The organism is Amycolatopsis lurida (genome assembly GCF_900105055.1).
Classification (GTDB): domain Bacteria; phylum Actinomycetota; class Actinomycetes; order Mycobacteriales; family Pseudonocardiaceae; genus Amycolatopsis; species Amycolatopsis lurida.
This window is the reverse complement of record NZ_FNTA01000004.1, coordinates 5,534,394-5,554,435: the sequence shown is the minus strand read 5'-3', so window position 1 is coordinate 5,554,435 and position 20,042 is coordinate 5,534,394. Positions and strand designations below refer to the sequence as shown.

The 20,042-nt window shown below is 68.5% G+C and carries 18 protein-coding genes and 1 pseudogene; 12 read left to right on the top strand and 7 right to left on the bottom strand.

The features are described 5' to 3' along the window. Positions 1-69 precede the first annotated feature (69 nt). On the top strand, positions 70-588 hold the full coding sequence (locus BLW75_RS31710) for an ArsR/SmtB family transcription factor (protein WP_034309140.1): 519 nt from the start codon (positions 70-72) through the stop codon (positions 586-588). Beyond that, complete coding sequence (locus BLW75_RS31705; protein WP_034309142.1) at positions 585-1,805, top strand: MFS transporter; 1,221 nt, start codon at positions 585-587, stop codon at positions 1,803-1,805. The genes BLW75_RS31710 and BLW75_RS31705 overlap by 4 nt, the downstream gene beginning before the upstream one ends. 52 nt (positions 1,806-1,857) lie before the next feature. On the opposite strand, the gene BLW75_RS31700 is transcribed toward BLW75_RS31705, so the two are convergent. Then, positions 1,858-3,234 (bottom strand): amidase, encoded by a 1,377-nt coding sequence (locus tag BLW75_RS31700; protein ID WP_034309144.1) that lies wholly within the window; start codon positions 3,232-3,234, stop codon positions 1,858-1,860. 7 nt (positions 3,235-3,241) lie between these two features. Beyond that, positions 3,242-4,231: a D-2-hydroxyacid dehydrogenase gene (locus BLW75_RS31695; RefSeq protein WP_034309147.1), complete on the bottom strand. Its 990-nt coding sequence runs from the start codon at positions 4,229-4,231 to the stop codon at positions 3,242-3,244. Between the two features lie 98 nt (positions 4,232-4,329). Here BLW75_RS31695 and BLW75_RS31690 point away from each other — a divergent pair, with 98 nt between their 5' ends. From BLW75_RS31690 to BLW75_RS31680, 3 genes are read left to right on the top strand one after another with little or no spacing between them, the layout of a single operon-like run. Beyond that, entirely contained in the window at positions 4,330-5,070 is a 741-nt protein-coding gene (locus BLW75_RS31690; protein WP_034309150.1) for a maleate cis-trans isomerase family protein, read from the top strand. A 44-nt stretch (positions 5,071-5,114) separates the two neighbouring features. Further along, positions 5,115-5,885, top strand: a complete 771-nt coding sequence (locus BLW75_RS31685; protein WP_091598693.1) for a maleate cis-trans isomerase family protein — start codon at positions 5,115-5,117, stop codon at positions 5,883-5,885. Positions 5,886-5,888: 3 nt separating this feature from the next. Further along, positions 5,889-6,581, top strand: a complete 693-nt coding sequence (locus BLW75_RS31680; protein WP_034309152.1) for a GntR family transcriptional regulator — start codon at positions 5,889-5,891, stop codon at positions 6,579-6,581. A gap of 4 nt (positions 6,582-6,585) precedes the next feature. On the opposite strand, the gene BLW75_RS31675 is transcribed toward BLW75_RS31680, so the two are convergent. The 3 genes from BLW75_RS31675 to BLW75_RS31665 all read right to left on the bottom strand — a co-directional run bounded on the left by BLW75_RS31675 (position 6,586) and on the right by BLW75_RS31665 (position 10,095). Beyond that, positions 6,586-7,062, bottom strand: coding sequence for a DUF4262 domain-containing protein (locus BLW75_RS31675; RefSeq protein WP_034309154.1), 477 nt, complete (start codon positions 7,060-7,062; stop codon positions 6,586-6,588). Between the two features lie 499 nt (positions 7,063-7,561). Beyond that, positions 7,562-8,635: a tartrate dehydrogenase gene (locus tag BLW75_RS31670; RefSeq protein ID WP_034309157.1), complete on the bottom strand. Its 1,074-nt coding sequence runs from the start codon at positions 8,633-8,635 to the stop codon at positions 7,562-7,564. Continuing rightward, positions 8,632-10,095: an NAD-dependent succinate-semialdehyde dehydrogenase gene (locus BLW75_RS31665; protein ID WP_034309160.1), complete on the bottom strand. Its 1,464-nt coding sequence runs from the start codon at positions 10,093-10,095 to the stop codon at positions 8,632-8,634. The genes BLW75_RS31670 and BLW75_RS31665 overlap by 4 nt, the downstream gene beginning before the upstream one ends. Positions 10,096-10,183: 88 nt before the next feature. Between BLW75_RS31665 and BLW75_RS31660 the strand changes: the two genes are divergently transcribed. Together BLW75_RS31660 and BLW75_RS31655 are read left to right on the top strand one after the other, a co-directional pair. Then, entirely contained in the window at positions 10,184-11,434 is a 1,251-nt protein-coding gene (locus BLW75_RS31660; RefSeq protein ID WP_034309162.1) for an aspartate aminotransferase family protein, read from the top strand. After that, the gene (locus tag BLW75_RS31655; protein ID WP_007033814.1) at positions 11,434-11,931 is read left to right on the top strand and encodes a DUF3830 family protein; all 498 of its coding nucleotides are present in this window, start codon (positions 11,434-11,436) and stop codon (positions 11,929-11,931) included. Before BLW75_RS31660 ends, BLW75_RS31655 begins: the two co-directional genes overlap by 1 nt. A gap of 60 nt (positions 11,932-11,991) precedes the next feature. Here BLW75_RS31655 and BLW75_RS31650 read toward each other — a convergent pair whose 3' ends face one another. Further along, positions 11,992-12,978, bottom strand: a complete 987-nt coding sequence (locus BLW75_RS31650) for a hypothetical protein (protein ID WP_034309164.1) — start codon at positions 12,976-12,978, stop codon at positions 11,992-11,994. Between the two features lie 149 nt (positions 12,979-13,127). Here BLW75_RS31650 and BLW75_RS31645 point away from each other — a divergent pair, with 149 nt between their 5' ends. The 3 genes and pseudogenes from BLW75_RS31645 to BLW75_RS43645 all read left to right on the top strand — a co-directional run bounded on the left by BLW75_RS31645 (position 13,128) and on the right by BLW75_RS43645 (position 16,115). Continuing rightward, entirely contained in the window at positions 13,128-15,734 is a 2,607-nt protein-coding gene (locus BLW75_RS31645) for an AfsR/SARP family transcriptional regulator (protein WP_241783451.1), read from the top strand. Positions 15,735-15,740: 6 nt separating this feature from the next. Beyond that, positions 15,741-15,935: pseudogene (locus BLW75_RS43985) on the top strand (tetratricopeptide repeat protein); the annotation flags it as partial. A gap of 15 nt (positions 15,936-15,950) precedes the next feature. Next, complete coding sequence (locus BLW75_RS43645; protein ID WP_241783452.1) at positions 15,951-16,115, top strand: hypothetical protein; 165 nt, start codon at positions 15,951-15,953, stop codon at positions 16,113-16,115. Here the strand turns inward: BLW75_RS43645 and BLW75_RS31640 are convergent. Next, the gene (locus BLW75_RS31640) at positions 16,099-16,893 is read right to left on the bottom strand and encodes a Calx-beta domain-containing protein (protein WP_034309167.1); all 795 of its coding nucleotides are present in this window, start codon (positions 16,891-16,893) and stop codon (positions 16,099-16,101) included. The two genes, BLW75_RS43645 and BLW75_RS31640, sit on opposite strands and share 17 nt — an antisense overlap. Positions 16,894-17,083: 190 nt before the next feature. Between BLW75_RS31640 and BLW75_RS31635 the strand changes: the two genes are divergently transcribed. Together BLW75_RS31635 and BLW75_RS31630 are read left to right on the top strand one after the other, a co-directional pair. Beyond that, the gene (locus BLW75_RS31635) at positions 17,084-18,466 is read left to right on the top strand and encodes an FAD-binding oxidoreductase (RefSeq protein ID WP_034309320.1); all 1,383 of its coding nucleotides are present in this window, start codon (positions 17,084-17,086) and stop codon (positions 18,464-18,466) included. A 12-nt stretch (positions 18,467-18,478) separates the two neighbouring features. Then, on the top strand, positions 18,479-20,032 hold the full coding sequence (locus BLW75_RS31630; RefSeq protein WP_034309169.1) for an acetolactate synthase large subunit: 1,554 nt from the start codon (positions 18,479-18,481) through the stop codon (positions 20,030-20,032). Positions 20,033-20,042 lie beyond the last annotated feature (10 nt).

Here is a 20,042-nt window from a genome sequence, read left to right as displayed (position 1 = left end):
ATCTCCCGGCCAATGAAACCCCCAAATAACTGTTTGACGGTTGGCGTCCCGGCAGTCGATACTCGGCCCATGTCCGAGTCCCCCGGCCTCGACGGGTTGCGTGTCCTCGCCCATCCCGTACGCCTGCGCATTCTGTCGCTTTTGACCGGTGTCGCGATGAGCGCGGCCGAAGCCGCGCGCGAACTCGGTGAGACACAAGCGAATGTCAGCTATCACCTGCGGCGGTTGCACGAAGCCGGCCTGCTGGACGTCGCCGAGGAGGTCCGGATCCGGGGCGGCCTGGCGAAACGCTACCGGCACGATCCGGAGTCCGGATCGCGGTTCACGTCGAAGAATCCGCGGGAAGAACAGTTGCTCATCGCGACGATGGCCGAAGAACTCAAGCGCCGCAGTGAATTCCGTGTCCCCGGCAAGCCGGGGTCGACGAGCGACGCCGAGATGTGGGTCGACCGCGAGACCTGGGAGAAGGCGCTCGAACACGCTCGAGAACTGAGCGACCTCCTGCACTCCGCCGCGAAGCCGCCCCGCACCCGGGGCACGATCCCGGTCAGCGCGACGGTCTCGCTGATCGAAATGAGGCGACGGTGACGTCCCTGCGCGAACCACTGCGCCATCACAACTTCCGCTGGCTGATCGGCGGCCGCACGTTCGGGGAGTTCGGCAACGCCGTCGCCCCGCTCGCACTCGCGTTCGCGGTGATCGACCTGACCGGTTCGGCCGTCGACATCGGCATCGTCGTCGGCGCGCGATCCGTGGCCAGCGTGGTCCTGCTGCTGTTCGGCGGGGTGCTGGCGGACCGGCTACCGCGGTCGGTGATCCTGCAAGGCACCGAAGTCGCCGCCACCATGACCCAGGCGGCCATCGCGGCGAGTGTCCTTTGTGGATTCGCGTCGATCCCGCTGCTGGTCGGCCTGAGCGTGGTCAACGGCGCGGTGGCCGCGATCTCCGCCCCCGCGTCGGCGTCGCTCACCCCGCTGACGGTGCCCGCCACCCTGCTCGCGCAGGCCAACGCGCTGGCGAGGCTGTTGTCGAACTCCGGCCGGATCGCCGGCGCCGGGCTCGGCGGCATCCTGGTCACCGCGGTCGGCCCCGGCTGGGCGCTCGGCGGGAACGCGCTGCTGTTCCTCGGCTCCGCCCTGTCCTACCGGTGCATCCGCCTCAGCCGCCGGGAACGGATCCCCGGCAGCCGCCCGCTGGCGGAACTCGTCGAAGGCTGGCACGAGTTCCGGTCGCGCACGTGGGTGTGGGTCGTGGTCGTGCAGTTCATGGTGGTGAACGCCGTCATCGCGGGCGGGATCGCGGTGCTCGGCCCCGTCGTCGCCGACAGCACTTTCGGGCGATCCGGCTGGGGATTCGCCCTCGCCGCGCAGACGATCGGCTCACTCGTCGGCGGCATCCTCGTGGCCCGATGGCAGCCGCGGCGCGCGCTGTTCGTCGGCGTCGCGGTGATCCTCTTCGAAGCACCGCCGCTGATCCTCCTCGGCCAGGCTCCCTTGCTGCCGCTGCTGCTGGCGGCCATGTTCGTCTCCGGGCTGGCGATCGAGCAGTTCGTGGTCGCGTGGGACGTCTCGCTGCAGGAGAACGTGCCCGAGGACAAACTCGCGCGCGTCTACTCCTACGACATGCTCGGTTCCTTCATCGCCCTGCCCCTCGGACAGATGGCGGCCGGACCCGCCGCGCAGCACTTCGGGGTCAGCACGACACTGCTCGCGTGCGCCGCGCTGGTCGTGGCAGCCACCGCTCTCGCACTGTGCAGCGGCCAAGTGCGCGGACTCGTCCGGAAGTCCCACGCCGCGCAGCCCTGATCCCCCGCCCCGCAAAAGTGGTAGCAAAGGTCCCTTGCTCCCTTTCCGCAGGTCACGGCCAGGGACGGACCTCCTCGAGGAGCTTCGCGACCGCGAGCACCAGGTCGTCGGAGTGCCGCGGGCCGACGATCTGCAAGCCGACCGGGAGACCACGGGAGGTGCGGCCCGCCGGCACACTGATGGCGGGCTGCTGGGTCATGTTGAACGGATAGGTGAAGGGCGTCCAGTCCGGCCAGCCGCTCAGCCCGCTGCCCGGCGGCACCTCGTGCCCTGCCTCGAAGGCGGGAATGGGGAGGGTCGGCGTGATCAGCACGTCGTAGCGCGTGTGGAACTCTCCCATCAGGATGCCCAGCGCGGCCCGCTCGGCGTTGGCGCCGAGGTAGTCGCTCGCCGAGAAGGTCTTGCCGAGTTCCCACACCTTCCGCAGCCCGGGATCGACCTTCGTCTCCGAACCGGCGGGGAAGGTGTCCAGCCACTTGGCCGCCCCTGTCGACCACAGGATGTCGAAGGCCGGTTTGGGGTCGGTGAAACCGGGATCGGTCTCTTCGATGTGCAGGCCCGCGTCGCCCAGCGACCGGACCGCCGACTTGACGATCTCCGCGACCTCCGGGTCGACGTCGACGTAACCGAGCGTCGGCGAGTAGGCGGCGATCAGGCCGCGCACGTCCCGGCGAACGGCCTCGCGATAGGTCGAGACCGGCGGCGCGAGCGCGGCCGGGTCCCGATGGTCGGGCAGGGCGAGGACGTCGAGGAGCAAGGCGGTGTCGTCGACCGAACGCGCCATGGGGCCGGCGTGCGAGAGCGGACCGAACGGGCTCGCCGGGAACAAGGGGATCCGGCCGTGCGTCGGTTTGAGCCCGACGATTCCGCAGAACGAAGCCGGAATCCGGATCGAGCCGCCGCCATCGGTGCCGACGGAGAGTTCACCCATCCCCGCCGCGACGGCCGCGGCGCTGCCCCCGCTCGAACCGCCCGCTGTCGTCGACGGGTCGATCGGGTTGCGGGTGATCCCGGTCAGCGTGTTGTCGGTGACGCCCTTCCACGCCAGTTCCGGCGTCGTGGTCTTTCCCAGCAGCACCAAGCCGTTCTCACGCAGCCGCGCGGTGACCGGGCTGTCGACGTCCCACGGCTGGTCCGGGTCGATGCACCGCGAACCACGCAGTGTCGGCCAGCCCTGGGTCAGGAACATGTCCTTGATCGAGGCCGGGACACCGTCGAGCCAGCCGATCGGATTGCCGTCCCGCCAGCGGATCTCGGAAGCTTTCGCCTGTTCGAGCGCGCCGTCGGCGTCGACCAGGCAAAAGGCGTTGGTCTCGCCGTCGCGTTCTTCGATGGCGCGCAAGGCGTTCTGGGTGGCCTCGACCGGCGACAGCTCTCCGGTGGCATACGCGGCGACGAGCTCGCTCGCGGTCAACTTGGTGTCGTTCATCCGGCCCCTAACCTTGGCGAAGCGTCTCCGACGGCACGTACCCGAGCTGCTTGTCCACGACGTTGCGCAGCGGCTCCCCCGCGCGCCAGCGACGGAAGTTGTCCGCGAACACCTCTACCAGAGTATTACGCCAGCCGACGAAGTCGCCCGACATATGCGGCGAGATCAGCACGTTCTTCATGGTCCACAATGGACTATCCGAGGGGAGCGGCTCGGTGTCGAAGACGTCGAGCGCCGCGCCGCCGAGCGGCCCGTCCCGCAGTGCGCCGATCAAATCCGAGGTGACGACCAGCTCGCCTCGGCCGACGTTGACGAACCGAGCGCCGGGTTTCATCGCGGCGAAGGCCTCGGCGCCGAACATGCCCTTCGTCTGCTCGGTCAGCGGCGCGACCGCGACGACGTAGTCCGCCCCGGGAAGATGGCGGGCGAGGTCCGAGGACGCGTACACGTCGCCGAAGTCGGGATCGTCTTCACGAGGACGGCGTCCGACGCCCGCCACCGACATCCCGGCCGCCCGCAGCAGCCGCGCGATCGACCGGCCGATCGGCCCCGTGCCGACCACGAGGACCCGGCGGCCGGAGATCCGCTCACTTTCGCGGTGCTTCCACTGCTTTCGCCGCTGCAGGTCCCACGAACGAACGAAGTCCTTGGCGAACGCGAGGACGACTCCGAGGACGTACTCGGCTATCGCCCCGTCGAACACCCCACGGGAGTTGGTGAGCACGACATCGCTCTCCTGCAACCCCGGGAACAGGACGGGGTCGACCCCCGCGCTGGCGATGTGCAGCCAGCGCAGCTTGTCGGCCGCGTGCCAGGCGCCCGGCACGGCGGTCGACAGGAAGTCGTAGACGAAGAACGCGTCGGCTCCGGATAACGCATCGGCCAACCCGGCCTCGCCGGTGTAACGAACCACCGCTCGGTCTTCGATAGCGCGCATGTCCGGTGGGCGCGTGTCTCCGCAGAGCACCGCCAGCACAGGGGTCTCCGAGGCGATCACATTGACACCGTAAAAGTGGCTCGTATGATTGTCAACAATCCGAGGAACGACCCCCGGAGCACCGGACTGTGACAGCAGACGTTTCCGGAGGCTGAGACTTGGATTTCGACTTACTGGAGTTCGAAGGCCCGTTGGCGCAGCGCGGAATAGGCGTGATCGCTCCCTTCGACCTGGCCCTGGAACGCGAGCTGTGGCGCTGGGTGCCCATGGAGGTCTCCCTCCATCTGGCGCGGACGCCGTACGAGCCCGTGCCCGTCAGCATGGAGATGGCTCAGCTCGTCAGCGACAGCAGGCATCTCGCCGCCGCCACGCGGGACGTGCTCCACGTCGAGCCCGAAGTCGTCGCCTATCTGTGCACCTCCGGCAGTTTCGTCAACGGTGTGGACTACGAGCGCTCACTGACCAAGGCGATCTGCGACGCGGGCGCGACGGACGCCGTCACCACGTCCGGAGCGCTGGCGGAGGTCCTGCACCAGCTCGACCTCCACCGGGTCTCGGTGCTGACGCCCTACGACGGCGACCTGACCGGAAAGCTGCACGACTTCCTGGCCGAACTCGGCGTCCGTACCGTCTCCAGCGACCATCTCGGCCTGGGCGGCGGCATCTGGAAGGTCAGTTACCGGACCATCGCCGAGCGCATCCTCGCCGCCGACCACGCCGACGCCGACGCCATCTTCGTCAGCTGCACCAACCTCCCCACCTACGATCTGATCGAGCCACTCGAAAGCGCGCTCGGCAAACCGGTCCTCACCGCGAATCAGCTCACCATGTGGGCCTGCCTCCGGCGGATGAACCTGCCGATCGTCGGGCCCGGCAAGTGGCTCCGGGAGGTCGACTGACCTCTTCGCCTACGATTGTCGACAATCTGCCCTCCGGAGGTTCCGTGCCCATCACGCCGTTCGCCTCGCCCGAGCCGCCGTCCGAGACGACCACCATCGGGTTCATCTACCCCGATCACGCGGCCGAAGACGACTACCCGCTCGCGGAACAGCTCCTCGGCGGGGACATGGCCGGGATCAAGCTGCCGGTCGAGCACATCTACGGAACCGATCTGCACGCCGTGCCGGAGCTCTTGGACCTCGGCAGCGAAAGCCGGCTCGCCGACGGCGCCGCGCTCCTGGCCAAACACGAACCCGACGCGGTGGTGTGGGCGTGCACCAGCGGCAGCTTCGTCTACGGCTGGGAAGGCGCCCGCGACCAGGCCGACCGGCTGGCCGCCGTCGCCGGTGTCCCGGCGTCGAGTACGTCCTTCGCCTTCGTCAACGCCGCAAGGGCGCTCGGTGTCCGGCGGGTCGCGGTCGCCGCCAGCTACCCGGACGACGTCGCGCGGCTGTTCGTCGAGTTCCTCGGCGCGGGCGGAGTCGAAGTGGTCGCGATGGGCAGCGCGGACATCGACACCGCCGCCGAGGTCGGCGAACTCAGTCCGGAAGCCGTCGTCGAGCTCGCGGTGAGCCGGGACCACCCCGCAGCCGACGCACTGCTCGTCCCCGACACCGCCATGCGGACGCTCGGCGAGATCAACACCCTCGAAACCAGGCTCGGCAAGCCGGTGCTGACCGCCAATCAGGTCACCGTCTGGGAAGGCCTGCGGCTCACCGGGAAGTCCCCGCTCGTCCGCACCTTGGGCGCGCTGTTCGGAAGAAGGGGGAACTGAACCATGTCCTTGCCGGATATCGAGCCGGTCAGCCGGGAGTCGACCGCCGGGATCATCGCGCGGCAGTTGCGGGACGCGATCATGACCGGCGCCCTCCCTCCCGGCACCCAGCTCGGTGAAACGGATCTCGCCTCCCGGTTCCAGGTTTCGCGGGGGCCGCTGCGCGAGGCGATGCAGCACCTCGTCTCCGAAGGGCTCCTGCGCAGCGAGCGCCACCGCGGCCTGTTCGTGATCGACCTCGAGCCCGGCGACGTCTACGACATCTACTCGGCGCGCTCGGCCATCGAGCGCGCCGCCATGCTGCGGGCACTGCGCGGGGACAGGGAGCGGGTCGCCACCGAACTCGAAGAGGCCGTGCGCGCCATGGCCACCGCCGCGGACGACGACGACCCCACCGCGCTCTCCTGGGCGGACCTCCGTTTCCACGAAGCGTTGATCGCCGCTTCGGGCAGCAAACGGCTCGTGCGCATGGCCAGGACCCTGCTGATCGAGACGCGGATGTGCCTCACCGCACTGCAGGCGACCTACCAGCGGGTCGAGGAACGGGTCACCGAACACACCAGGATCATCGAAGCCCTGCGGGCCGGCGACGAGGAGACCGCGCTGTCGCTGCTGGAAGCCCATATGGAAGACGCGGTCCAGCGGCTGGCCCCGGGAACCAGCCTGCGGGAAGGCGAAGCTCCCGCGGTGCCTTGAGGATTCAGCCACGGCCCCGCACCCCCAGCACCGGCTGGCCGCCCGTCCCGCCGCGGAACTCCCTGTCCCACGGCCAATTGCCGTGCTCGTCCTCGTAGACCAGTTGCAGCGCGCGGAATTCTTCGCCGTACAGGAGAACGGCGGTGAGCAGGTGCGCCGACGGCGAACTGAGCGAGACGACTTCGAACGACGGCCAGCCGACCGCGGCGGGCAGCACCTCCCCCGCCTCCGGCGGGCCGGACCGGACCACCTGCTGGGCGAAATAATTCAGCAGCTGCCCGGATCTTCGCTCTCTCAGGCCGGTGACGACGAGCTCCGGCAGCCCGGCATCGGTGAGCCCGACCGTGTACGCGAAACCGGGTTGGACACTTTCGCGCTCGACCGTCTGCACCATCCAGCCGTACTTCCGGATCAGCGGACGGACCTCCTCGACGAGGTAGTCGTCGCGGCTCTTGCCGGGGTTGTCGCAATGCCAGCACATCGGTGCTCCTCCAGTCGTCGAATCCGATGACCGGCACTGTGCACCGGGGCACCGACAAAAACTCGCGACCCAGGGTGACGCGCAGGCGGCGAACGGGCTTTCGTTCTCGATTTCGCGCCGAGATTCCCTTTCAGGGCAACATTTTCACTTGCCTGAGAAAATTCGCCGAGAGCATGGTCGCCCGCTGAACTGCCCGGGCCCGCGCCCCCATGCCACATCGGGAGCACCGAACCGGTCACCCGATATGCGCCGTGAGCGGCGACTCGACAGACAGCTTGGTTCCCGATGTCGCATTCGAGACGCTGAGTGCCCCTAATGCGACATTGGGAACACCGAACCGCGGATGCTCTACTCGAAACACCACTACAGCCTTACCTCCCTTGAGTACACGAAGGCCCCTTCCCTGCGCTTAACGCAAAGAAGGGGCCTTCCTGTACTCAAAAGTCATGAATGTACCGTTCATGACTTCCGGGACTTGACACGCCACTATGCGGATGGTTCAAGATAGAGCGGCGACCACCGCGGACCCGAGTTCGGCGGTGGTGGACTTCCCGCCGAGATCGGGGGTTTGCACGGCCCCCTCCTCGAGAACCTTTTCCACCGCAGCACGTACGTCTTGTGCCGCAACGGTTTCCCCGAGATGGTCGAGCAGCATCGCTCCCGCCAGAATCTGCGCCACCGGATTCGCGATGCCCTGTCCGGCGATGTCGGGAGCGCTGCCGTGCACCGCCTCGAACATGGAAGGGAGCTCACCGGTCGGATTGATGTTGCCCGAAGCCGCCATTCCGAGCCCGCCCGTCACGGCCGCCGCCAGGTCGCTCAGGATGTCGCCGAACAGATTGGAAGCCACCACGACGTCGAGCCGGTCCGGCGCCTGCACCATCCGCGCGGCGAGCGCGTCGACATGGCACTGCTCGGCGTGTACGTCCGGGTATTCCGCGGAGATTTCGGCGAAGATCTCGTCCCAGAAAGGCATGGAGTGAATGAGCCCGTTGGACTTGGTCGCCGAACAGACCCGCCCCGTGCGCGTCTTCGCCAGTGCGAAGGCGTAACGGATGATCCGCTCCACCCCGACCCGCGTGAACACGGATTCCTGTAAGACGAACTCGTTCTCCATCCCACGATTGTGCCTGCCGCCGATCTCCGAGTACTCGCCCTCGGAGTTCTCCCGGACGATCACCATCTCCAGTTCTTCGGCACCGCGGCCCGCCAGAGCCGACGTCGTCCCCGGCAGCAGCCGGACCGGCCGGAGGTTGACGTACTGACTGAACGCGCGCCGGACCGGAATGAGGAGACCCCACAACGACACATGGTCCGGGACACCGGGAAAGCCGACGGCACCGAGAAAGAGCCCGTCGAAGGCCGAAAGCTGCTCGATCCCGTCGGCGGGCATCATCGAACCGGTTTTGGCGTACCGCTCACAACTCCAGTCGAACTCCGTCCAGGACAAGGAGAAGTCATGCGATGCCGCCACGCGGTCGAGGACCTTGCGGGCCTCGACCGTCACGTCCACGCCGATCCCGTCGCCGGGAATGCTCGCGATCCGATAGGAGGTCCCTGCTCGAGAAGTCACAGAGCCACCGCGATGTACTTTGTCTCGAGGAACTCGTCGATGCCGACGCTGCCGCCCTCGCGGCCGAGCCCCGACTGTTTGATCCCGCCGAACGGCGCAGCAGGATTCGAGACCAGACCCTGGTTGAGGCCGATCATGCCGGCTTCCAGACGTTCCGAAACCCGCAGTGCCCGCTTGAGATCGGAGGTGTACACATAGGACACTAGCCCGAATTCGGTGTCATTCGCCGCCGCGATGGCTTCGTCCTCGCTGTCGAACGGAGTGATCGGGGCGACCGGTCCGAAGATCTCCTCCGAAGCGAGCCTGGCGTCCTTGGGAACGTCGGTGAGCACCGTGGCCTGATAGAAGTTACCCGGACCGTCCACTGTGGATCCACCGGTGAGAACGCGCGCTCCTCGCTCGGTGGCGTCGGCGACCAGGCCGCTGACCTTCTCGACGGCGGCTTCGTCGATGAGGGGGCCGACGACGACACCCTCCTCGGTGCCGCGCCCCATCGGCAGGGCCTCCATGCGCTCGGTGAGGCGCCGGGAGAACTCGTCGACGATGCCTCGCTGGACATAGAAGCGGTTCGCGGCCGTGCAGGCCTCGCCGATGTTGCGCATCTTCGCGGTCATCGCGCCTTCGATCGCCGCGTCGAGGTCGGCGTCTTCGAAGACGAGGAAGGGGGCGTTGCCACCGAGTTCCATCGAAGTGCGGAGCACCTTGTCCGCGCACTGTTCCAGAAGCTTCCGTCCGACGCCGGTCGAACCGGTGAAGGACAGCTTCCGGGCGCGGCCGTCGCGGATCAACGGCTCCATCACGCCACCGGAGTCCGACGTCGTGAGCACGTTCAGCACACCTTCCGGCAGTCCCGCCTCGGCGAGGATCGCCGCGAGGGCCAACATAGAAAGGGGAGTCTGCGCAGCGGGTTTGATGACCATCGTGCAGCCTGCCGCGACCGCGGGGCCGATCTTGCGGGTGCCCATCGCCATGGGGAAGTTCCACGGCGTGATCAGCAGGCACGGCCCGACGGGCTGCTTCGTCACGAGGAACCGGCCCGAGCCGTTGGGAGCGACGGCGTAACCACCGTCGATCCGGACGGCTTCCTCCGCGAACCAGCGGAAGAACTCGGCCGCGTAGGTGATCTCGCCCTTCGACTCCGCGAGCGGTTTGCCCATCTCGAGGGTCATCAGCAGCGCGAGTTTGTTGGCGCGCTTGATCAGCAGCTCGTAGGCTCGGCGCAGGATCTCACCGCGTTCGCGCGGGGCGACGTTCGCCCAGTCGGCCTGTGCCGCGACGGCCGCGTCGAGTGCGCTGACGCCGTCCGCCGGTGACGCGTCAGCCACCTCGCACAGGGATTCGCCTGTCGAGGGGTCGAGGACAGGGAAGGTCTTCCCGTCCGTGGCGGGCACCCACTTGCCGCCGATGAACAGTTCCTTGCCGACCGACGTGACGACGCCGGCCTCACTGATCGAGCTCATCCCAACGCTCCTCCATGTTGTCCCGAACGCCATGCTATGGATATTGTCAACAATCGACAACAGCTCAGCCGACCTAGGAGCGCAGCCCATGGCCCAGCTATCACCGCTGCTCAAGCAGGCAACGCCGGTCGTGGTCGACCACGGTGAGGGGGTTTACCTCTACGACACCGATGGCAAACGTCACCTGGATTTCACCGCCGGTATCGGCGTGACCAGCACCGGCCACTGTCACCCGCACGTGGTGAGCGCGGCGCGAGAGCAGATCGGCAAACTCGTCCACGGGCAGTACACGACGGTCATGCACAAGCCGATGCTGGAGCTGACCGAGAAGCTGGGTGGCGTCCTCCCGGAAGGCCTGGATTCGCTCTTCTACGCGAACTCGGGCAGTGAAGCGGTCGAGGCGGCGCTCCGGTTGTCGCGGCAGGCCACGAAACGGCCCAACGTCATCGTCTTCCAGGGCGGGTTCCACGGCCGGACCGTCGCGGCGGCGACGATGACGACGTCGGGCACCCGGTTCAGCGCCGGGATCTCGCCGCTCATGTCCGGCGTGCACGTCGCGCCCTTCCCCTACGCGTTCCACTACGGCTGGGACGAGGAGACGGCGACGAAGTTCGCGCTGCGCGAGCTCGACTACCTCTTCGCGACGGTCTGCGCGCCGAACGAAACGGCCGCGTTCTTCATCGAGCCGGTACTCGGCGAGGGCGGGTACGTCCCGGCGAACACCGAGTTCCTGGCCGGGCTCCGGGAACGCGCGGACAAGCACGGGATCCTGCTGGTGATGGACGAGATCCAGACCGGCTTCGGCCGGACCGGCCGGTTCTGGGGACACGAGCACTTCGAGGTGCGCCCGGACATCGTGCTCATCGCGAAAGGGCTCGCGAGCGGGTTCCCGATCTCGGGTATCGCCGCCTCGGAGGAGCTGATGGCGAAGGCGCTCCCCGGTTCCCAGGGCGGGACCTACGGCGGCAACGCGGTGGCCTGCGCGGCGGCGATCGCCACGCTCGAAGTGATCCAGCAGGAGGGCCTGGTCGAGAACGCCGCCGATCGAGGACGCCAGCTCCTGGAAGGCGTACGGGTGATCGCGGACAAATCACCGTCGATCGGCGACGTCCGCGGGCTGGGGTTGCTGGTCGGTTCCGAGTTCACCACGCCGGACGGCGAGCCGGACACCGCGAAGGCCCAGGCGGCCCAGAAAGCCGCGTCCTCCCACGGATTGCTGTTGCTGACTTGCGGGGCGTACATGAACGTCGTCCGGATGGTGCCACCGCTGATCGTCGACTCCGCGCAGGTCGACGAGGCGTTGCGCATCTGGGGTGACGTGGTGGCGGGGGTCGAGTGATGGCCCGCTACATCACGATCACGCTCGACAAGCGTGGAGTGTCCTGCCGGGCCCGGCTGCTCGACGCCGAAGCCCCGCGGACCTGCCGCGCGGTCTGGGACGCGTTGCCGCAGAGCGGTTCGGCGTACCACGCGAAGTACGCGCGCAACGAGGTCTACACGCTCGTGCCGCCCTTCGCCGAACCGAAGCCGGGCCGCGAAAACCCCACGGTGACCCCGATTCCGGGGGATGTCGTGTACTTCGGGTTCGAGGCTTGGGAGATCGGCAACCCGGCGTACGGCTACGACGAGGGCAGCGAGGCGCACAGCGACCAAGGGGCGACGGACCTCGCGATCTTCTACGGCCGCAACAACCTGTTGATCAACGGCGACGCGGGCTGGGTGCCCGGCAACGTGTTCGCGACGATCGAAGAGGGGCTCGCCGAAATGGCGGAGGCCGCCCAGGATCTCTGGCTGCGAGGTGTCGAGGGCGAGACGCTTTCGTTCGCACGCGCGTGAAACCCGTGGGCGGTGCGGGTTCGCCCCCTCACCGCCCACGGGCCGGCACCCCACCCTGGCTTACTGCCGCGCTTCGGTGAGCCGGTATTCGACGCCGCCGACCTCTTCGCCGCGCTGGTCGACCTGGGTCACGTGGACGGTGTACTGCCCACCGGCCGCCTCGGCGCCGGCGGTGAAGCTCAGCTTGGCGCCCACCTGTTCGCCCGACTTGAAGGTCAGGCCGCTGATCCGGGCTCGCTGCGGGTTCACGATGGCCAGCTCGGTCTCACCGACCCGTTCGACGCCCTCCCCTTTCGCGCCCGCCGCCCGCCAGCGCGCGGCCAGGTCGGGGCCGAGGTCGATGGTGATCCGTCCCGGGCCGGTGAACGGTCTACCCGGCTGGGTGAAGACGATGTCGCCGACCGCCGTGGGCTCACGGCCGTCCCAGCCGAACACGATCGGCCGGAACTCCGGGATCTTGATCTTGAACGGTACGGCGTTCACGTTGTGCCAGCCGATGTTGTTGTTGTTCCGCGCGTTCGCCGACGTGCTCAGGCCCTCGGTCGGCAGGTCGGTCGGCGAAAGCCACCGAGCCAGCAGGCAGAAGTGCGAGCCGATCGGGACCTTCCACGGGATGACGACCCGTTTGGTGCCGTAGGGCACGTCCACGTTGGTGGCCGACCCGATGTAGGTCCATTGACTCGACCACTGTGCCACGGTGCCTTGCTTCGTGTAGTAGACCTGCAGCGTCCCCTTCTCGAGCCCGTCACCGTACGGGCCGGGGTTGTTCAGCGTGACGTGGATGTAGGCGGTGCTCCCCTGGACGATCGGGTCATCCGTGGCACAGAGGATCGTCGCCGAGAAACAGACCCGGATGTCGGGGCTGGAGTAGAGCGAACCGGCCGAGGGTTCGAACCCGACGTCCGACGTGTTGTCCCGGATGAAGACGTCGCTCCGGGCCTCCGGCGCGGCCTGCACCGCGGGTGCGACTCCCGCGAACAGCGTCGCGGCGGCCAAGACGGCCGAGGCGAGCAGAGTTCGGCGGCGTCGCGGATTCCTGCTGATCATGTTCCCCTCCTTGGGCGAAACATTCGACCCGTTGACCGTCCGCCAGGCCGGTTGTGGCGGGGTTGCGGAGATCGTGTGCCCTAATTGGCCGATTTCGGTGGGTCTTCGCCCGGATACGCTCACCGAGGTCACTTGCCGGAGGGAGCAGTGTGCCCGGGCCAGGGGAACTACGGGTGCTGGGCCCGGTCGAAGCGATCGGCCCCACCGGGCGGGCGGAGTTGCACGGTGCCCGCCAGCGAGCCGTGCTCGGCGTTCTCGCCCTGCACGCGGGCTCGGTCGTCCCGATCCCCCGGCTGGTCGACGTGCTCTGGGGTGAGAATCCGCCGCGCACCGCGGTGAAGACCCTGCACAGTCATGTCGCCCGGATCCGGCAGGCACTGGAGGACTGTGGGTTCCCGCCGGTCCTGCTGACGCGCAAGCCGGGATACGTCCTGACGGTCGCTCCGTCCTCTGTCGACGCTCTTCGCTTCGAAGAAGAACTTCGCGCGGCCAAGCGGAGCAGTCCCACTCAGGCGGTGGCGGCGTTGCGTGAGGCGTTGCGGCTCTGGCACGGCGAAGCGTTCGCGGACGCCGAACTCGACGGCTGGGGCCTGCGCGAGGTCGAACGGCTCCAGGAACTACGGCTGTCCGCCTGGGAAGAACTCTGGGACGCCGAGCTCAAGCTGGGCGAGCACGAGGAGGTCCTCAGGGAACTTCCGCGGCTCCGTGCCGGGCAGCCCTACCGCGAACGGCTCGCCGCCCTGCACATGCTCGCCCTGCATCGCTGCGGGAGGCATGCCGAGGCGCTGGAGACCTTCCAGGCCGTACGCCGGGGGCTGGCCGACGAGTTCGGTGCCGATCCCGGCCCGGAACTGGTCGAACTGCACACGTCGATCCTGCGCCGGGCGCCCGAACTCGACGCGCCCGCACGGGGCACGGCGCCCGCGCAACTCCCCGCCCGCGTCGGGCACTTCACCGGACGGCAGCAGGAGCTGGCTTCGCTCGACAGTCTCCTTGATGAAGCCGAACCGCCGGTCGTGGTCATCTCCGGTGCCGCAGGGATGGGAAAGTCCGCGCTGGCCGTGCAATGGGCGCATAGCATCGCGGACCGCTTCCCCGACGGCCAGCTCTTCCTCGACCTCGCCGGGCACGATCCGGATGAGGCGATCTCGCCGGGCGACGCCCTCGCGCATCTGTCGCGCGGCCTCGGCCTTCCCGACGACCGGCTGCCCGACGCGACGGCCGAACGCGCGGCGCTCTACCGCTCATTGCTGCATGGCAAGCGGTGCTTGATCGTCGCCGACAACGCGCGCGGCGTCGACCAGATCCTTCCCCTCGTCCCTGGCACGGCGAAGGCGATGCTGATCGTCACCAGCAGGCAGACCCTCGCCGCGCTCGGCAGCAGGCACGCCGTCCGCGTGTTCGCCCTCGACGCGCTGGCCGACCCGGAATCGATGACGCTGCTCACCCGGGTGCTGGGCGCCGACCGGGTCGCGCGCGAAACCGCTCAGGCCGCCCGCCTGGCCAGGCTGTGCGACGGGATGCCGCTGGCGCTGCGGATCGCCGCCGCACGATTGACGAGTGAGCCAGGCCGTCCGATCGTGGACCTCACCGAGGAGCTCACCGGTGTCGGCAGGCTGGAAACCCTTGCGGTACAAGGAGATTCCCGAACGGTCAAAACCGTTCTCGCGAGCGCCTACCTGCCGCTGGACCAGGCTGCGGCCCGGCTGTTCCGGCTGTCCGGGCTGATTCCGGGGACTTCGTTCAGTTCGTCACTCGGCAGTGCGTTGTGCGGGGTACCCGTCGAAGCCGGCCGGGTCGTGGCCGCCGAGCTTTCCGCGGCGCACCTGATCACCCCGGCGGGCCCGGACCGCTATCGGCTCCACGATCTGATCCGCGAATTCGCCGTCGCTTGCGCCCACGCCGACGAAACGACGCCGGGGCGTGCTGAGGCCGCGGACCGGCTGATCGACTGGTACCTGCACGTCGCCGCCGAAGCGAACCGGATCATCGACCCGAACCGCGATCTGGTCACCCCGGCGTTGCGCTGGGCGCGGCCCGAACGGCCGTTCCCGGCGGAAAGGCGTGCCGCGCTGGCGTTCCTGGGGGCGGAGCGCGCGAATCTGCTGCCAGTGGTGCGATTCGCGCGCGAACACGGCCGCAACACCGCCGCCTGGCAGCTCACCTACCTGCTCACCAGTTTCTACGACACCATGGGCGGCTGGAACGAGCGGATCGGGCTTTGCCGCGAAGGGGCCGCGGCGGCCGTCGAACTCGACGATCCGTTGGCCGAGGCGGAAATGTTGCGTGCGCTGGGCGCGGCTTACTTCATGACCCGCAGGCTGACGGACGCGCTCGAAACCAACGGCCGCGCGTTGAAGGCCGCTCGCGCGGCAGGCGACCTCGAAGGTGAAGGGCACATCTACAACAACACCGCGAACGCCTACGCCGCACTGCGCCGGTTCGACGAGGCGATCACCGCATACCGCCTGGCGGTGGAGCGGTGCACCTCGGCAGGCAACCGGCTCGGACGCGCCTTGTCCCAGCGCAACCTCGGCCACGCCTACATCCGGCGCGGCCAGCCGATGGACGGCCTCAGCCCGTTGACGGCCGCACTGGAGACGTTCCGCGAACTCGGCAACGCCCGGCTGGAAGCGGCCACCCTGGACACGCTCGGCGAGGCTTACGAGGAACTCGGCGATCACGACGTCGCGCTCGGCCATCTCCGCGAGGCGCTGGCCGCGTCCAGGGCGATCGGAGACCGATGGCAGGAGTAGGAGTCGCTGCTGCACGCCGGCCAGGTCCACCTCGCCCGCCGGGATTTCCTGGCCGCGCGGGCCGATTTCGACCAGGCGCTGCTGATCAGCCGGGACGTCGGGAACCGGCACAGCGAGGCGGCGGCGCTCGACCGGCTCGGCCGTGCCCACCTGGGGCTCGGCGATCTGGCCGCGGCGCGGGAGAACCTCGAGCGCGGCGTCGCGGTCCGGGCGAGTGTGCCGGATCCGTACGAGGAGGCGCATCTGCACCGCGACCTCGGTGACCTGGAAGCGCGGTGCGGCGACACGGCCGCCGCGGCCACCCACTGGGCTCGGGCGATCGAGCTGTACCGGCGGGCGAACGCGACGGCCGACGCCGACCTCGTCACCCGGCGGGGCTGATCACCACGGTCGAGGTCGCGTACACGAGCTTGCCCTGCGACGGCTCGAAGAACTCGACCCGCGCCTTCCCCGTTTGCCCTGGCACGATCGTGAATTCGGCGTATGCCCTGGTCTCACCGCGCTGGAAGGTGACGACACCGTCCTTCACCGGCTCGTGGGCGGAGCCTTCGGTGCGGTAGCGGACCGTGAGCGGTCCGGACAGCCACGGCCGGGAAAGTACGAGCGGCACCTTGCAGGTGGTGGTACCCAGCGCGAAGTTGGGCGGGATCGACCAGCAGATCTCACCTTCCTGGGTGGTGGCCAGCGGCGCGGTCTTGACCTTGTCGTCGTCGGCCACCCAGGCCACGCCGACGCTGTGCCCGATCCGCACGCCTCTCTCGCCGTACAGGTGCAGGGAGAACATCTCGTCGTTCTCCACGAAGGAATCGGCCCGGACCTTGACCGCGACCGTCTGTGCGTCCGCCCTCCCGGACCAGGTCAGCGTGCCCACACGCGGCAGGTAGTCGACGCTCTCCTTCGCGATGAACGCCGGATCGACCGGCGAGCCGTTGCCTTCGATCGTCCGGTATTCGACCGAGCCCTGCGGCGCGCAGCCGCCGTCGGTGAGTGAAACGGTGAAGACAAGGGTGGTGTACCCGGCGCTCGTTCCCTCGGCCTGACTGACTCCGCTGACGTTCGCCACGGGCGCGGTGCAGCCCGCTTGCCCGCCTTCGGCCACCGGTACCGCGAGCCCGAACGCGATCGCCAGCGCCGCCCCCAGCGCCGCGATCCGTCTCATCCTGGTTCCCATCGAGCGTCCACCCCTTCCGGCGGGCCGCCGCGGCCCGCTGCGACATGGGTAACCGAGCGAGGTTGTCACGAGGTTGTGGCCACCGGGAAAGCAAACATGAAAATGATTCATGGCCATCCGCGCCCATGACGTACTACGCTTCGGTAACCAGGCAATGAAGCGTGAGGAAGGGCAGTCGATGGGCGATGTTGCGGCACGGTTCGCCGAGATCGTCGGGGACTCGAATTTGCTTTCAGGCGAGGCGATCCCCGAGGATTACGCACACGACGAGGCTTTGACCACCAGTCCTCAGCGGCCCGCCTACCTGGCGAAACCGGGAAGCGCCGAGGAGGTCGCGGAGCTGCTCAAGGCCGCGAGCGAACACGGTGTGCCGGTCACCGCGAGAGGATCGGGCACCGGGCTTTCGGGCGGAGCCACCCCGCGCGAAGACGGTCTGGTGATCTCTTTCGAACGAATGAACGCGGTACTGGAGATCGACACGGAGAACCATGTCGCCGTCGTCCAGCCGGGTGTCACGTTGTCCGATTTGGACGAAAAGACCACGGTGGCCGGACTCGGCTACACCGTCTACCCCGGCGAGCTGAGCGCGAGCGTCGGCGGCAACGTCGGCACGAACGCGGGCGGGATGCGCGCGGTCAAGTACGGCGTCACGCGGCACAACGTCGTGGGCCTGCAGGCCGTGCTGCCGACCGGCGAGATCATCCGGACCGGTGGCAAGACCTCGAAGGTGTCGACCGGGTACGACCTGACCCAGCTGATCATCGGCTCCGAAGGCACTCTCGCGATCGCGACCGAGATCATCGTGAAGCTGTACCCGCGCCTGCCGCACGGCGCCACGGTGTTCGCCCCGTTCGAGACCTTCGACGAGGTGATGACCGTCGTCCCGAAGATCGTCGCCAGCGGCCTCGCGCCGCACATCCTCGAGTACATCGACAATCTGACGCTCGCCGCGATCAGCTACAACGAGAAGCTCAGCCTCGGTGTCCCGGACGCGATCCGCGACAAGGCGCAGGCGTATCTGGTGGTGGCACTGGAAAATCGCGACAGTGACCGGCTGCACGCCGACGTCGAAGAACTCGGCGGCCTGTTGGGTGACGTCGGCGCGATGGACGTGTACGTGCTGGAAGGCCCGTCGGCGCGCAAGCTGATCGAGGCACGCGAGAAGGCGTTCTGGACGGCCAAGGCGGCCGGCGCGGACGACGTCATCGACGTGGTGGTCCCGCGGTCCGCCATGCCCGAGTTCCTGCGCAAGGCCAGGGAAATGGCGTTGTCGCGCGAGGCGGGCGCGCTCGGCTGCGGGCACGCCGGCGACGGCAACGTCCACCTGGCCATCTTCTGCAAGGACCCGGAGAAGCGGAAGCAGCTGCTGACCGACATCTTCGCGCTCGGCATGGAACTCGGCGGCGCGATCTCCGGCGAGCACGGTCTCGGACGGGCCAAATCCGGCTATTTCCTCGATCTGGAGGACCCGGCGAAGATCGCGCTGATGCGCCGGATCAAGGAGAGCTTCGACCCGGCCGGGATCCTCAACCCCGGCGTTCTTTTCGCTGAGAGGGCTTGAAAAGTGAGTGAGATGAACGGCGCCCAGTCCCTGATCCGCACGCTCGTCGACAGCGGCGTCGACGTGTGTTTCTCGAATCCGGGCACCTCGGAGATGCACTTCGTCGCCGCGCTCGACACCGTGCCCGAGATGCGCGGTGTGCTCGGCCTGTTCGAAGGCGTCGTCACCGGTGCCGCGGACGGATACGCCCGCATCGCCGACAAGCCTGCGGCCACGCTGCTGCACCTCGGCCCCGGCCTCGGCAACGGGCTGGCGAACCTGCACAACGCGCGCCGCGCCCACACCCCGATCGTCAACGTGATCGGCGATCACGCGACCTACCACAAGCAGTACGACGCCCCGCTCGAATCGGACATCGAGGCCGTCGCCGGTTCGCTCGAAGGCTGGGTCCGCCGCTCCGAGCACACGAAGGACGTCGGAGCCGACGCCGCCGCGGCGGTCGCGGCCTCCCAGGACGCCCCCGGCCAGATTGCGACGCTCATCCTCCCCGCCGACGCGTCCTGGGGTGAGGGCGGCGAGACCTGCGCGCCCATTCCCCCGCGGATCCCGCAGGTCGTCGACGCGACGACGGTGAAGAACATCGCCGAGGTGCTGTCCAGCGGTGAACCGGTCGCGCTGCTCGTCGGCGGCAGCGGCTGCCGTGAGGCCGGTCTGCGCGCGACCAGCCGGATCGCGGCCGCGACCGGTGTGAAGGCGTTCGTCGAGACCTTCCCCGCCCGGCTCGAACGCGGCGAAGGACTGCCGACGATCGAGCGGCTCGGCTACCTCGCCGAGCAGGTCGCCTACCAGCTCGACGGGATCAAGCACGTGATCGTCGCCGGTACGAAGGCACCCGTGTCGTTCTTCGCCTACCCCGGCAAGGCGAGCAACCTGGTTCCCGAAGGCGCGCAGGTCCATGTGCTGGCCGAAGTCGCGCAGGACGTGCCGCGAGCGCTGAACGACGTCGCCGACCTGGTCGCCGCCGAGACGGAGCCTGTGCTGCAGGAGGCTTCTCGCCCCGCGCTGCCGTCCGGACCGCTGACCCCGCAGAACTGGGTCGAGGTGATCGGCGCGCTGCTGCCGGAGCGCGCGATCATCGCGGACGAGGCGAACACCTCCGGTCTGCTGCTGCCCGCGGCGACCGCGGGGGCGCCCCGGCACGACGTGCTGACCCTGACCGGCGGCGCGATCGGCTACGGCATGCCCGTCGCGACCGGTGCGGCCGTCGCCGCGCCGGACCGGCCGGTGATCAACCTGCAGTCCGACGGCAGCGCGCTGTACACGATTTCGGCGCTGTGGACGCAGGCACGGGAAAACCTCAACGTCACCACCGTCCTGCTGAACAACCGCGCGTACGCGATCCTGCGGCTGGAGCTGCAGCGGGTCGGCGCGGACGCCAACGGCCCCAAGGCGAACGAACTGCTCGACCTCTCCCGGCCCGACATGGACTTCGTCAAGATCGCCGAAGGCATGGGCGTCCCGGCGACCCGGGCGACGACGGCGGAGGAGCTGGCCGAGCAATTCCAGCGCGCGCTCGCCGAACCGGGCCCGCACCTGATCGACGCGATCGTTCCGACGCTGTTCTGAGCGGAGCGCC

Coding starts and splice junctions, on each gene's coding strand:
- BLW75_RS31710 (WP_034309140.1), top strand. CDS start 70: ATGTCCGAGTCCCCCGGCCTCGACGGGTTGCGTGTCCTCGCCCATCCC.
- BLW75_RS31700 (WP_034309144.1), bottom strand. CDS start 3,234: ATGAACGACACCAAGTTGACCGCGAGCGAGCTCGTCGCCGCGTATGCC.
- BLW75_RS31680 (WP_034309152.1), top strand. CDS start 5,889: ATGTCCTTGCCGGATATCGAGCCGGTCAGCCGGGAGTCGACCGCCGGG.
- BLW75_RS31675 (WP_034309154.1), bottom strand. CDS start 7,062: ATGTGCTGGCATTGCGACAACCCCGGCAAGAGCCGCGACGACTACCTC.
- BLW75_RS31665 (WP_034309160.1), bottom strand. CDS start 10,095: ATGAGCTCGATCAGTGAGGCCGGCGTCGTCACGTCGGTCGGCAAGGAA.
- BLW75_RS31660 (WP_034309162.1), top strand. CDS start 10,184: ATGGCCCAGCTATCACCGCTGCTCAAGCAGGCAACGCCGGTCGTGGTC.
- BLW75_RS31655 (WP_007033814.1), top strand. CDS start 11,434: ATGGCCCGCTACATCACGATCACGCTCGACAAGCGTGGAGTGTCCTGC.
- BLW75_RS31650 (WP_034309164.1), bottom strand. CDS start 12,978: ATGATCAGCAGGAATCCGCGACGCCGCCGAACTCTGCTCGCCTCGGCC.
- BLW75_RS31640 (WP_034309167.1), bottom strand. CDS start 16,893: ATGAGACGGATCGCGGCGCTGGGGGCGGCGCTGGCGATCGCGTTCGGG.
- BLW75_RS31635 (WP_034309320.1), top strand. CDS start 17,084: ATGGGCGATGTTGCGGCACGGTTCGCCGAGATCGTCGGGGACTCGAAT.
- BLW75_RS31630 (WP_034309169.1), top strand. CDS start 18,479: ATGAACGGCGCCCAGTCCCTGATCCGCACGCTCGTCGACAGCGGCGTC.